The sequence below is a fragment of the Nonomuraea composti genome, assembly GCF_012034275.1.
GTDB lineage: Bacteria > Actinomycetota > Actinomycetes > Streptosporangiales > Streptosporangiaceae > Nonomuraea > Nonomuraea composti.
Map to the genome: position 1 here is coordinate 1 of NZ_JAATEP010000054.1, position 12,900 is coordinate 12,900.

A 12,900-nucleotide genomic window follows, 5' to 3' on the forward strand; every position below is an offset into this window, starting at 1 on the left:
CGCAGGCGTTTGCCCAGCCGTTGTGCCGGGATCTCGATCCAGCGGTGGGTCAGGGCGCTGAGCGGGATCAGCGCCAGGAGGAACGACGGCAGGTCCGGCAGCACGTACAGCAGGATCGGGTGCAGCAGGTAGACGGAGAAGCTGATCGTCCCGAGCCACGGCAGCCAGCGCGGGAACGTGCGGCCGCGCAGCGCGTACGCCAGCCCGAACGCGCCGAACGCCAGCACGATCGCCGGCACCCACGCCGGATCGTCCTTGGCCGGGATCCCGCACCCCACCACCAGCGCCACCGCCAGCCCCGCGGCCTGCCACGAGATCGTCCCCCGCTCGGCCCGGTGGATCGCCGTGCCCGCGAACATCGTCGCCAGGATGATCACCCCCTGCCAGGTGCCGCCCCTGCTCCCCAGCACCACCAGCGCCAGCCCCAGCAGCCCGCCCGCGACCGCCGCCACCGTGCGCGCCCTTCCCGCGCCCAGCACGGTCACCGCGATCGCCACCACCACCGCGACCCCGAGCACGGCGGCGACCAGATCGGCCCGCCCCCCGATCGTCGCCCTCGGCAGCAGCAGCCCCAACGGCACCGCCGCCACCGCCAGAGCGGCGGCGATCCCCGCCGACCGGTGCGCCTGCCGCGCCGCGAACAGCGCCACGCTCACCAGATAGAACGCCATCTCGTACGAGAGCGTCCAGGTCACGCTGATCACGGCCGGAAGGTTGAGCAGTTCCTGGAGCATCGTGACATTCCCCAGCACGATCAGGGGCCACGGCCGCTCACCCAGCCCCTTCGGCACCGGCAGCAAGCCGGCGGCGGCGAGCACCAGCGCGAGGCCGCAGGCGACGACCAGCAGCGGCAGCAGCCGAAAGCCCCGCCCCACCCAGAAGGCCCGCAGATCACCCCGCCGCTCCAGCGAGGCAGGAATGATGTACCCGCTGACCAGGAAGAACACCAGCACACCCCAGGACCCGAGGTCGATCCGCCGATCCACCTCCGCCCAGACGCCCGGCAGGAACGTCCAGCCGGCGTGGTGCATGGTGACGGCCAGCGCAGCGGGCCCCCGCAGGGCATCCAACCAGGCCAGCCGGACGGGGGCCGGAAACATCTGCCGCAGTCTAGGCCATATCCGGACATCCCCCACCCCACCCTCCGCACGGGCGCCAATGCGGCGGGGACGCAGGCGACGTGCCCGCGCCGGACCGCCGTGCCCGCGCCGGAGGGCTCGCCCTCGCCTTCTCGGCGCCGCGTCGGCGAGGTGTTGTGCGGGCGTGTCCGGCGCAACGCGGACGGCGACCGGCCACCAAGCCGGGCAAGGGGCGCGAAAGGGCGGGGGTCAGGGGGTGGCGCAGGCGGGGCGGAGGTGGGTGAAGGCGGTGTCGAGGAGGTGGGCGTGGTCGGCGTCCGGGCCGCGGCGGAGCCATTCGCGGGAGGCGCAGTCGACGGCGGCGCCCGCGGCTGACGTCAGGAGGTCGGCGGTGAAGGGGTCCAGGCCGGCGCGGGCGGCCAGGGCGGTGGCGATGCGGGAGCGGGCTTCCTCGCGGCGTTGCTGGAAGCGGGCGCGCAGGGACGGGGTGCGTTCGATCAGGCGGAGGGTGGCGCGGCTTTCCGCGTCGATGCGGGCGACCCAGTCCCGGAGCACGGCGTGCAGTGACTCCCAGGGCGGCTCGCCGGCCGGGCGGGCGGTGAGCTGGTCGGCGATGTCGTCGCTCATGACCTGGACGCCGCCGAACACGGCGTCCTCCTTCGCCGGGAAGTAGCGGAAGAAGCTCCGCTTGGACACTCCGGCGGCGCGGGCGATGTCGTCGACGGTGACCTCGTCGAAGCCCCGCTCGGTGAACAGCTCCAGCGCCACGGCGGCGAGCTCGGCCTGGACGGCTCGCCGCGCGCGTTCTCTCAACCCGGCCATGCGCCGGAGTGTAGTGGAAGGCGTATAGTGCCATGTATGACACCGAATGACAGAAGTGGCAGTGTGGCGCTCGTTACGGGCGGCACCGGCGGCATCGGCAAGGAGACGGCCCGCGCCCTGGCCGAGCGCGGGGCCTCGGTGGTCGTCGTCGGGATCGATCGCGAGCGCGGGCTCCGCGCCGTCCAGGACATCAAGGACAGCGCGGGGCACGACCGGGTGCACGCCGTCTCCGCCGATGTGACCACGCTCGACGGGCTGCGGCGCCTGGCCGGAGCGGTTCGCGAGTGGCACGACCGGCTCGACGTGCTGGTGAACAACGTGGGCGTCAACCCGCCCGCCCGCACGCTGACGGCCGACGGCGTGGAGCGGATGTTCGCGGCGCACGTGCTGGCCCCGTTCACGCTCGCGCACCTCCTGCTGCCGCTGCTCGAACGAGCGCCGGCCGCGCGCGTCGTCAACCTCACCGGCGGCATCCCGGGCGGCCCCATCGACCCCGGGAACCTGCTGGGCGAGCGCCGCTACCTGGGGTGGACGTTCAGCCACTACAACCACACCAAGACGATGACGATGGCGATGACGCACCGCCTGGCCGCCCGGCTGCGCGGCTCTGCCGTGACGGCGAACGTGGTCTACCCCGGCCACGGCCACACCCCGATGAACCGGGCCACCCCGGTCCGCGCGTTCCCGATCGCCTACCGGCCGATCGCGCCGCTGGTCCTGAAGGTGATCGCGCCGCTGTTCCTGTCCGACCTCACCCGGTCCGCCCGGTCCAGCGTGTACGCGGCCACGAGCCCCGACCTGGACGGCGTGAGCGGCGCGTACGTCGACGGCCGCTGCCGCCGCAGGCCGTTGCCCGCCCCGGCGCTCGATCCGGCCGCGCAGGAGGCCGTCTGGGAGCTGTGCGTGAGGCTGAGCGCGCCGGTCCTCGGGGGCGTCTCTCCGGCGTGACGAGCGACCGATGCTCCTGCCACATTCCAGGTATCGGAGCGGACCGGTTCGGCCCTATCTTTGCCGTGACCATGCGTCCCGAAGGAGATGTTCTGTGAAGAGGCTTCTCGAAGGAACGGCCGTGCGCGCCGGGGTTGTGGCGGCGGTGGCGCTGGCGGGCGGGCTGATCGTCGCGTCCCCCGCCGCGGGTGCGGCCACCAGTGGCTCCGTCGTCACGCCGGTGACGGTCACGGCCCAGACGGCGGCTCTGGCCCGCCCGCGCAACGGCACGATCCTCTACGACCGCATCAGCGGCGGCCAGGGCCGGCTGAAGATCAGGAACGGTCTCTCCCAGGACGGCGTCGTCATCCTGGTCAGGGGCAGGACGAAGGCGATCAGCATCTACGTGCGCGCCCGGTCCACGGCCACCATCACCGACGTCAGGGACGGCACGTACCGGATCTACTTCACCACCGGCACGAACTTCAGCAGGTCGAAGGGCAGGTTCACGCGCAACGCGGTCTACCAGCGCTTCAACGACAAGCTGAAGTACCGGACGACCGCCACCAGGATCCCGGGCTGGTCCCTGACGCTCAACCCGGTCAGGGGCGGCAACGCGGGGACGAGCTCGGTCAACCCGAAGGACTTCCCCTCCTGATCGACAAGGGAGGCGGGCCTGCGGACAAAGCGTACGAAATGTGTGCACACTTGGATGTGCCCGATCGCCTTGCAGCAGAGCTCGACACCGTCCCCGACCACAAGACGTTCGCCACGGTGGACGAGGTGCACCAGCGGCTCGCCCGCCTGGCGGACGATCACCCCGGCGTCGCCACGCTGCGCAGGATCGGCACGTCCCGCCTCGGCGACCCGATGCTCTCCTCACCGTCGGCGACGGCCCCCGCCACGCGGTCGTCGCCGCCGGCCCGCACCCGAACGAGCCCATCGGCGGCCTGACCGTCACCCACCTGGCGAGCCGCCTGTGCGCGGACGCGGGGCTGCGCCGCGCCGAGGGCTGCACGTGGCACATCGTCGGCTGCCTCGACCCCGACGGGACCCGGCTCAACGAGGGCTGGTTCGCGGGCCCCTTCACGCGGGCGCACTACGGCAGGCACTTCTACCGCCCGGCCGGTGACGAGCAGGTCGAGTGGACGTTCCCGTTCGCGTACAAGCGGGCCTACTTCGACCGCGTGCTGCCCGAGACGCTGGCCCTGATGCGGCTCATCGACGAGACCAGGCCGGCCTTCCTGACCACCCTGCACAACGGCGAGTCCGGCGGCGTCTTCTCCTACCTCAACCGCCCGGAGCCGGAGCTGCAGGCCGTGCTGCGGGAGCTGCCCGGCCGGTACGGGGTGCCGCTGCACGTCGGCGGAGCCGAGCACCCGTCCGTCAAGCAGCTGGAGCCGGCCTTCTACCTCACCCCGAGCATGGAGGGCGTCTACGACTACGCCGAGGCGCTGGGCCAGGACCCGGTGGAGCACGTCGGCGGCGCCTCCAGCGACTCCTACGTCAGGAAGTACGGCACGCTGGGCCTGACGGCCGAGATCCCGTACTGGACCGACGCCTCGGCGGGCGACACCACGCCGACCGGGCGGACGTACCGTGACGTGCTGACCGAGCTCGCGGCGCGGCTGACGGACACCTCGGAGCTCCTGGACGGCGTGCTCGCGGCGGTCACGCCCGAGCTGTCCACGAGCTCGCCGTTCCTGCGGGCCACCCGCTCGTTCATCCCGATGCTGGCCGGGACGGCCGCCACGCACGCGGTGCGCGCGCCGGCGCCGGAGAACGAGCGGCCGGCCACCGTCGCCGAGGTGGCGTCCTGCCGGGACACCGTGCACAGCGCGCGGCTCAGGTTCGGCGGGATGCTGCTGCGGGCGCTGGAGGGCGAGCTGGCCGTGGGCAACGTCCGCCCGGCCATCCGGGCGCAGGCGCGCGAGCTGGCGCGCACGTACGACCGGTGGTGCGCCGAGGCGGAGGCGGGCGCCTGCGGCCCCACCCGCCCCAGCTTGACGGAAGATCCGGAATGCACCAGATTGATCGCGTCTTTCCGGACCGTTCCCAAGGAAACCAATGAAGCGATCCATCATCGGTGTCGCCGTGGTCGCGGGCATGGTGCAGCTCACCGCCATGCCCGCGCAGGCCGCCGCCTCCGCGTCCGACCCGGTCACGGCCCTGAAGGCCGAGTTAGCGCCGGGCCGCGCCGTCAACCTCCAGGCGACGGCGAAGATCACTTACCCGGGCGACCGGGTCGTCACCTCCGCCGTGGACGGCACGTTCGGGCTCGGCTCGCGCGGCCCCGTGGCGTCCGACCTGGGCCAGACCGTCCAGTACAGCGACAAGCTGCTGCGCGAGATGAAGAAGTCGAGCCCGAAGGAGACCGAGGGCCTTCAGGCCGGCCCCGTGCGGCTGATCTCCTCCGGCAGCGTGAGCTACGTCTCGGGCCCCGTCGTCGAGCAGACGCTGCTCACCCAGAACGCCGCCCACGTCCGCTACACGGGCGTGAAGCAGCCGCCGAGCAACCTCCTCGTCGAGGTCCTCGACCCGGCCACGCTCAAGGCGCTCGTGGCCGCCCGCTCGTCCTGGAAGGACGGCATCCTCAAGGGCACCATCAAGCCCGCCAAGCTGGCCGCAGTCTCCCAGCCGTTCGCCTCCCGTTACGGGACGCGCTTCAAGACCGGCAAGATCTCCTACACGCTGTACTTCGGTGACAAGGGCCTGGTGCGGCGCGTGGCGGTCAAGGCCACCCTGCCCGTGGCCAAGACCACGGTCCAGGTCGAGTCCGACACCCGGTTCAGCGACTGGGGCCGCGAGGTCACGGTGAACCTCCCGCTGCGCGGCGACGTCATCGACCGCGCCGAGGTCAAGGGCGACGTGCCCGCCGGCGTTCCGGGCATCTGGAACTAGCGCAGATCACGGCACCACGCGCCGGCCGCCGGAAAATCCGTGGCCGGCCGGCGCGACGCCCGCCTACACTGGACCGCATGTCGACACCCCGGACTTCTTAGCCAGGACACCCGCCTTCGCGCCACCCGTGTGTCCTTTCTAAGCTCCGGAGTGTATTTCCATGCTCACCTTCCGTGGTGTCGAGCTGCGTGCCGGCGCCCAGCTCCTGCTGTCCGGCGCCGCCGCCCACGTCGGCCCCGGCGACCGCGTCGGCCTGGTCGGCCGCAACGGCGCCGGCAAGACGACGCTCATGAAGACCCTCGCCGGGCGGCTCCAGCCCGCCGCCGGCGACATCGTCCGCACCGGCCCCGTCGGCTACCTGCCGCAGGATCCGGCCGCCGCCGACCCCGCCGTCGCCGTCCTCGACCGCATCCTGTCCGCGCGCGACCTCGACCGGGCGCTGCGCGACCTGCGGGCCGCCGAGAGCGCGCTCGCCGAGACCGGCGACGGGCGCGCCATGAGCCGCTACGCCAGGGCCGAGGCCGAGTTCCAGGCCCGCGGCGGGTACGCGGCCGAGGCGCGGGCCGCCCGCGTCGCCGCCGGGCTCGGCCTGCCCGACCGGGTGCTCGACCGGCCGCTCGGCACCCTGTCCGGCGGGCAGCGGCGGCGCGTCGAGCTGGCCAGGGTGCTGTTCGCCGAGCCGGGCGTGCTGCTGCTGGACGAGCCGACGAACCACCTCGACGGCGACTCCGTCGCCTGGCTGCGCTCGTTCCTGCTCGGTCACTCCGGCGGGCTCGTCCTGATCAGCCACGACACGGAGCTGCTGGCCGACGTGGTCAACCGCGTCTGGCACGTGGAGGACGGCCGGCTGGAGATGCACAACACCGGCTGGCACACCTACCTCGCCGACCGCGCCGCCGACGACCGGCGCAGGGCCCGGCTGCGCGCCGCCGCCGAGCGCAAGGCCGCCGCGCTGCACGCCCAGGCCGACCGCATGCGCTCCAGGTCCAGCACCGCCGTGCGGGCCCGCGACATGGCGCGCCGCGCCGACCGCATGCTCGCCGAGACCCGCCCCGCCCGCCGCACCGACAAGGTGGCGCGCATCCGGCTGCCCGAGCCCGCCCCCAGCGGGCGCATGCCGCTCGGCGCGATCAGCCTGACCAAGTCGTACGGCGGCCTGCCCGTGCTGACCGGCGTGGACCTCGCCATCGACCGGGGCAGCAGGCTCGTCGTCCTCGGCCTCAACGGCGCCGGCAAGACGACCCTGCTGCGCCTGCTGGCCGGGCACGAGCGGCCCGACTCCGGCCGGGTCGTGCACGGGCACGGGCTGCGCCTCGGCTACTTCGCCCAGGAGCACGACACGCTCGACCCGGCCACCACCGTCGGAGGCCACCTGGCCGCCGCCGCGCCGCAGCTCACCGACGGCGAGGCCAGGGCGGTGCTCGGCTCGTTCCTGTTCGGCGGCGACGACGTGGACAAACCGGTCGGGGTGCTGTCGGGCGGGGAGAAGACCCGGCTGGCGCTGGCCGGGCTGGTCAGCTCCCGGGCCAACGTGCTGCTGCTCGACGAGCCGACCAACAACCTCGACCCCGCCTCCAAGGCCGAGGTGCTGGCGGCCGTGGAGGCGTACGAGGGGGCGCTGGTCATGGTCACGCACGACCAGGACGCCGTGCAGGCCCTGCGGCCCGAGCGGGTGCTGCTGCTGCCCGACGGGGTCGAGGACCTGTGGCACGACGGCTACGCCGACCTGGTCACCCTGGCCTAGCCGCACACCTGGCGCCTACTTCACCGCACCGCCGGTGATGCCGGAGATGATCCTGCGCTGCGCGATCGCGAAGACGATCAGCAGCGGCAGGCTCATCAGGATGACGTAGGCGAAGATCAGGTGCCAGTTGTTGAGGTAGAGCCCGGCGTTGGCCACCTGGAACAGGTTCAGCGGCAACGTGTCCAGCCGCCCGCCGACGACGAAGAACGCGTAGAAGACGTCGTTCCACACGTACAGGCAGATGAGGATGGTCGCGGTGGCCAGCACCGGGCGCAGGAGCGGCAGGATCACGGAGAAGAACACCCGCACGGGCCCGGCGCCGTCCATCCGTGCGGCCTCCTCCAGCGACACCGGCACCGTACGCACGAAGCCCGTCACGAAGAAGATCACCGTGGACAGGTAGATGCCGACGTACACCCCGATCATGCCGACCGGGCTGCCCGCCAGGCCGAGCTGGCGCAGCAGGAGCACGATGGTGACCACGGCGGGCGGCAGCACGATGCCGCTGATCGCCAGCGCGTACAGCACCGCGTTGAGGCGGGAGGCGCGGCGGGCCAGGATCCACGACGCCATCGAGCCGAACGTGAGCACCAGCAGCACCGACGGCGCCACCACCAGCAGGCTGCCGAGGAACGCCATCGGCACCTCGCCCTGCTGCCACACCTGCGCCAGGTTCTCCCACAGGTGCCAGCGCGACGGCGGCGACAGGTCCGGCGACAGGGCCTCGCCCTGCGACTTGCCGGCCGTGACGACGACCAGCCACAACGGCACCCCCATGACGGGGACGACGAGCGCCACGACCGCGAACGGCCGCAGCCGGGCCGCCCACCCGCGCGCCACCGGCGACGGGGCCCGGCGGCGGGCTGCGGAGCCGAAGACGGGGACCGTCACAGGATCTCCTCCCTCCTGCGCAGCACGCGGATGACCGGGAGGGCCAGCAGCGCGACCATCAGGAACAACACCAGGCTCATGGCCGTGGCCTGCGCGAACAGGCCCTGGCCGAAGGTGCGGTAGATGAAGATGTTCAGGATCTCGGTGCTGCGGGCCGGGCCGCCGCCGGTGAGCGCCTGCACGATGTCGAACCCGTTCATCGAGCCCAGCAGCGCCGTGGCCACGTTGAACGTGACGGCCGGGGCCAGCAGCGGGAAGCGGACCGACCAGAACGCCTGCCACGGCGTGGCGCCGTCGATGCGGGCCGCCTCCGTCACGTCCTCCGGGATCGTCTTGAGACCCGCCAGGTAGATGAGCATCGACAGGCCCATCCACTTCCAGGCGTGGATCACCGCGGCCAGCACCAGCGTCCACGTCGTGCTGCCCAGCCAGGCGACGTCCACCCGGTGCCCGGTCAGCGCCGAGAGCAGGTCGTTGAGGCTGCCGTCCGGCTTGAGCAGGGCCTGGAAGACGTACCCGACGGCCAGCGCCGACATCAGCACCGGCACCAGGAAGGCCAGGCGGGCGGCCCGGTTCAGCCAGGTGTCCCGCTCCAGCAGCACCGCCAGGCCGAAGCCGAACAGGTTCTGGAACAGCGCCACCAGCGCCGCGTAGATCACCGTGACCCGCAGCGCGCTGAACAGCGTGCCGTCCGACAGCAGGTAGGCGAAGTTGTCGACGCCGGCGAAGCGGATCTCGCTCTTGAAGCTGGACCAGTCGGTGAAGGCGTAGACGAAGTTGAACAGGGTCGGCAGGAAGAAGAAGACGAACAGGATCGCGAACGCCGGCAGGAGGAACCACATCGGGTGCGTCCGGCCGCGCGCGACGTGCGGGGCGGGCGCCCGCCTGACGGCCTTCACCGGGCGGGTCAGCGTCTGCTGCACGGGTGGACTCCCTCAGAAGCCGGTCGCGCCGGCGGCCTTGGCGAGCTGCGCGAACTGCTTCTGCGTTGCCGCCGCCACCTGCTCCGGCGTCAGGCTGCCGGTGATCATGTCGGCCAGGTTCAGGTAGAGGTCCGGGTTGGCCACCGCCAGCGCCTGCATCGACCCGACGGCCTGCCCGAGCGAGGCGTGCACGTCCAGCAGCGCCCGCGGCACGCCGTCCGGGGTCGGCACGTCCGTACGCAGCGACACCGTCTTGCGGTCGGCCACGAACCCGGCGTACCCCGGCCCCATCCAGTACGCCAGGAGCTGCCGCGCCGCCGCCTCCCGCCTGGCGTCACCGGTGCGGAAGGCCACCAGCGCGTTCGACTGGTCGGGGATGAACGTGCCCACGTTGCCCGACGGCGAGATGGGGAAGAAGCCGATCTTCTCGTCCAGCTCCGCCGTGTCCGCCTTGGCCTGGAGCTGGCCGAAGAACGAGTTCACCTGCATCGCCATGGCCGCCTTGCCCGACAGCAGCGCCTCGCCCTGGTCCTCGAACGTCGCGGTCCTGATGTCGGCGTTGAACAGGCCCTCGTCGATCAGCGCCTTGTACTTCTTGATCGCGTCCAGGATCGTCTTGTCCTCGAACGTCTCCTTGCCCGTGTTGACCCGCTCCCACAGGCCGTTCTTGGCGGCGTCGGCGAGCTGCACCTGCACCCACCACTGGGTGGCCCACTTGTCGCCGGCCATCTCGAAGAACGGGGTCACGCCCTTGGCCTTGAGCGAGCGTGCCAGCTCGACCAGCTCGCCGAAGTTCTTCGGCGGCTCCTTGACGTGCTGCTTGTTGTAGTAGACGCCCTCGACGGCCGGGCTCGTGACGAGCGCCGCGTAGCGGGTCTTGTCGAGCAGGCCCGTCATGTCGCGCAGCTCGGGCGAGAGCTGGTCCAGCCACGGCGCGCCGTCCAGCGGCTGCAGGTTCGCGCGGGCGTTGAGCGCGGTCAGCATGGACGCCGTCGGCTGCCAGAAGGCCAGGTCGGGCTTGTCGCCGGTGGCCACCTTCGTCTGCACGCCCTGCTCGTACGGGTCCGGGATGGTGACGATCTCGGCCTTGGCCCCGGTCGCCCGGGTGAAGGCGTCGGTCACGGCCTTCGGCACGGTGTTGCTGTTCTGGGCCGCCCAGATGGTGAGCGTGACCCCGTCCAGGCGGGCGGTCGGGGAGGGCCAGGCGGCGGGGGCGGACCCGGTGGCGGGTGCCGCGGCGGGGCCGGAGGCGGGATCGCTGCAGGCCGCGACGGCCAGGACGAGGGCCGACGCGGCGGCGACACGCTGTGCGAGCTTCACGGTTCGGCTTCTTTCAGCTCAGAGGGGACGGACACGGAGGATGCGGGCGGTGGGTGCGGGAGTGGAGGCGGTGACGGTCAGCTCGGCGGCCCGCGCATCCCACGCCCAGGCCCAGCCGCCCGCCGCGGCGGGGTAGGCGGTCTCCACGATGAGGTCGCGTCCGGCGAGGTGGGGCAGGCGCAGCACGGTGGCCGGCGCGGCTCCCGGCCGGCGCCAGACCGCCAGGTGGGTGGCGTCCCCGGCGCGCAGGCCGAGGGCGAGCCACGGGTCGTCCCAGCCGGGCAGGCCCAGCGGCCAGCACGGGACGCCGCGCAGCAGGTCGGCCCGCAGGCCCTTGTGGACCCGCACGCCCTCCTCCACCAGGGCGAGCTGCTGCGGCGCCATCCGGGGCAGGTCGCCCGACAGGTAGAGCCGGCCCAGGATGCCCGTGCACATCGTGAACGCGATCTCCTCCCCGCTCATCCCCGGCTGCGGGTAGGCCCAGTTCGCGGCCTGCTCGGGCAGCACCGACAGCGGCGCGGCGACCGCGATCGGGGGGTAGCGCAGGAAGTCCTGCTGGTCGCTCGTGGACTGCAACTGCAGGCGCGCCAGCATCGCGTAGTCCATGCGCATCGCGCCCGAGCCGCAGTTCTCCAGCACCAGGTGGGGATGGCGGTCCAGGACGCGCTCCAGCCAGGCGAGATGGGCCCGGTTGTGCGCCAGCAGGCCCGCGCCGGCGCTGGCGGCGGCCACGTCGGTGCCCGCGCCCGGGTTGATGTTGTAGTCGAGCTTGAAGTAGCCGACGCCCAGCTCCTCCACCAGCCGGTCCACCACCTGGTCCAGGTGCGCGACCGCCGTCGGATGGCGCAGGTCCAGGTGGTAGCGGCCGTGCTCGGCCACCCGGACGCCGCCGCGCCGCAGGAACGCCTCCGCCGGCAGCTTGTCCGCCATCGGGCTGCGCACGCCGATCACCTCCGGCTCCAGCCACAGGCCGGGCGTCATGCCGTGGCCCGCGATCCGGGCCAGGACCTCCTCCAGGCCATCCGGGAACCGCGTCTGGGACGGCTGCCACTCGCCGACGCTGTCCCACCAGTCGCCGCCGTCGTCGTACCAGCCGGCGTCCACGCAGAACACCTGCGCGCCCGCCCTGGCGGCGGCGTCGATGAGGGGAAGGAGCTTGTCCGTGGTGGGGTCGCCCATGAGCGTGTTCATGTAGTCGTTGAAGACGACGGGCAGCGTGGCCCGGTCGGGGTGCGGGCGCACCAGCGCCCGCCGGTACGCCGTCAGCGCCGCCACCGCGCCCTCCACCCCGTCCCCGCTGACCGTCACCGCGACCGGGACCGTGGTGAACGACTCGCCGGGGGCGAGCAGCTCGCTCCACTGGTGGTCGAGGTCGGTCGGGCCGGACAGGGCGACGTACGCGCCGTCCAGCCGCTCGCCCGTCTCCCACCGCCACGGGCCGTTGTGCTCGATCTGCCACAGCCACGTGCGGCCGCTCTCCCGGTCGGTCAGGCCGCCCATGGGCACGTGCCGGCCGCTCGACCACGTGCCCTGGCTGGTCAGGGCGAACGTGCCCTTGCCGTGCTGGCCGTGACCGGACAGCCCGAGATCGGGGACGTGCTCCCCGAACGGCCGCCTGGCCCAGCGGCTCTCGCCCAGCCACTCGCTGTCGGCGTACAGCAGGTCGAGGCCGCCGGCCCGGCTCGCGGGGAAGAGCGCGGCGAACGAGGTGACCGCCAGCAGCGGCACCGGGTGCTCGCCGGTGTTCGTCACCCGGACCCGCGTCTGCACGGCGGGCACGCCGTCGGGGGAGCGCATGACCAGCTCGGCGTTGAGGCCGGACGTCTCGTCCCGCATCCGGATCCGCAACTCGTGCCAGCCGTCCACGTTCGACCGCGCGGACCCCGCGTACCGCAACCGGCAGCCCACCGCCGTCTCCGACAGCCGCTGCGAGGCCCTGGCCCGCCCCTCGCCCGGCACCAGCACCTCCACCAGCGGCTGGGCCAAGCGGGCCGCCAGAGCGGCCGACGCTACGGCCGGCACCACGGACGGCCCTGCGGACCGGACTTCGGGCTGGACTTCGGGCTGGACTTCAAGCGGCGCTTCGGACGGCACCTCGGGCAGCGCACCGGCCGACAGCTCGCGCAGCGACACGGGGCCGTCCGGGTGGATCTCCACGACGGCGGTGAGGCCGGTGTGCCCCCAGCGCACGGTCTCGACGACGTCAGCAGGCATCACGATCTCGCTTTCCTCAACAGCCATGTGACCGGTCACATGCATGCGCCTCAGTGTGAGCGGTCACACGTCGACGAGG

Annotated in this window: 12 protein-coding genes; 5 read left to right on the plus strand and 7 right to left on the minus strand. The window is 72.7% G+C overall.

The annotated features are described in order from the left end of the window. Both HCN51_RS46130 and HCN51_RS46135 read right to left on the minus strand, forming a co-directional pair. A partial coding sequence (locus HCN51_RS46130) for an acyltransferase family protein (protein WP_168018265.1) occupies positions 1-1,100 on the minus strand: 1,100 nt, incomplete at its 3' end. Between the two features lie 228 nt (positions 1,101-1,328). Then, on the minus strand, positions 1,329-1,901 hold the full coding sequence (locus tag HCN51_RS46135) for a TetR family transcriptional regulator (RefSeq protein ID WP_168018266.1): 573 nt from the start codon (positions 1,899-1,901) through the stop codon (positions 1,329-1,331). 63 nt (positions 1,902-1,964) lie between these two features. On the opposite strand from HCN51_RS46135, the gene HCN51_RS46140 reads away from it, so the two are divergent. The 3 genes from HCN51_RS46140 (at position 1,965) to HCN51_RS46150 (ending at position 3,782) form a co-directional block, all read left to right on the plus strand. Then, entirely contained in the window at positions 1,965-2,849 is an 885-nt protein-coding gene (locus HCN51_RS46140) for an SDR family NAD(P)-dependent oxidoreductase (protein WP_346434030.1), read from the plus strand. A gap of 94 nt (positions 2,850-2,943) precedes the next feature. Beyond that, a complete protein-coding gene (locus tag HCN51_RS46145; protein WP_168018268.1) occupies positions 2,944-3,486 on the plus strand; it encodes a hypothetical protein in 543 nt (180 codons plus the stop codon). A 50-nt stretch (positions 3,487-3,536) separates the two neighbouring features. Then, on the plus strand, positions 3,537-3,782 hold the full coding sequence (locus HCN51_RS46150; RefSeq protein WP_168018269.1) for a hypothetical protein: 246 nt from the start codon (positions 3,537-3,539) through the stop codon (positions 3,780-3,782). Positions 3,783-4,329: 547 nt separating this feature from the next. On the opposite strand, the gene HCN51_RS46155 is transcribed toward HCN51_RS46150, so the two are convergent. Continuing rightward, positions 4,330-4,854, minus strand: coding sequence for a hypothetical protein (locus HCN51_RS46155; RefSeq protein ID WP_168018270.1), 525 nt, complete (start codon positions 4,852-4,854; stop codon positions 4,330-4,332). Positions 4,855-4,895: 41 nt separating this feature from the next. On the opposite strand from HCN51_RS46155, the gene HCN51_RS46160 reads away from it, so the two are divergent. Further along, a complete protein-coding gene (locus HCN51_RS46160; RefSeq protein WP_168018271.1) occupies positions 4,896-5,729 on the plus strand; it encodes a hypothetical protein in 834 nt (277 codons plus the stop codon). 160 nt (positions 5,730-5,889) lie between these two features. After that, a complete protein-coding gene (locus HCN51_RS46165) occupies positions 5,890-7,473 on the plus strand; it encodes an ABC-F family ATP-binding cassette domain-containing protein (protein ID WP_168018272.1) in 1,584 nt (527 codons plus the stop codon). A 15-nt stretch (positions 7,474-7,488) separates the two neighbouring features. Here HCN51_RS46165 and HCN51_RS62705 read toward each other — a convergent pair whose 3' ends face one another. Genes HCN51_RS62705 through HCN51_RS46185 form a run of 4 tightly spaced genes read right to left on the minus strand, consistent with a single transcriptional unit; the run spans position 7,489 to position 12,848 of the window. After that, positions 7,489-8,364: an ABC transporter permease subunit gene (locus tag HCN51_RS62705; RefSeq protein ID WP_206068672.1), complete on the minus strand. Its 876-nt coding sequence runs from the start codon at positions 8,362-8,364 to the stop codon at positions 7,489-7,491. Continuing rightward, the gene (locus HCN51_RS46175; protein ID WP_206068673.1) at positions 8,361-9,287 is read right to left on the minus strand and encodes an ABC transporter permease subunit; all 927 of its coding nucleotides are present in this window, start codon (positions 9,285-9,287) and stop codon (positions 8,361-8,363) included. The genes HCN51_RS62705 and HCN51_RS46175 overlap by 4 nt, the downstream gene beginning before the upstream one ends. Positions 9,288-9,299: 12 nt before the next feature. Then, positions 9,300-10,607: an extracellular solute-binding protein gene (locus tag HCN51_RS46180; RefSeq protein WP_168018273.1), complete on the minus strand. Its 1,308-nt coding sequence runs from the start codon at positions 10,605-10,607 to the stop codon at positions 9,300-9,302. A gap of 18 nt (positions 10,608-10,625) precedes the next feature. Further along, positions 10,626-12,848, minus strand: coding sequence for a glycoside hydrolase family 36 protein (locus tag HCN51_RS46185; RefSeq protein WP_206068674.1), 2,223 nt, complete (start codon positions 12,846-12,848; stop codon positions 10,626-10,628). Between the last annotated feature and the right edge of the window lie 52 nt (positions 12,849-12,900).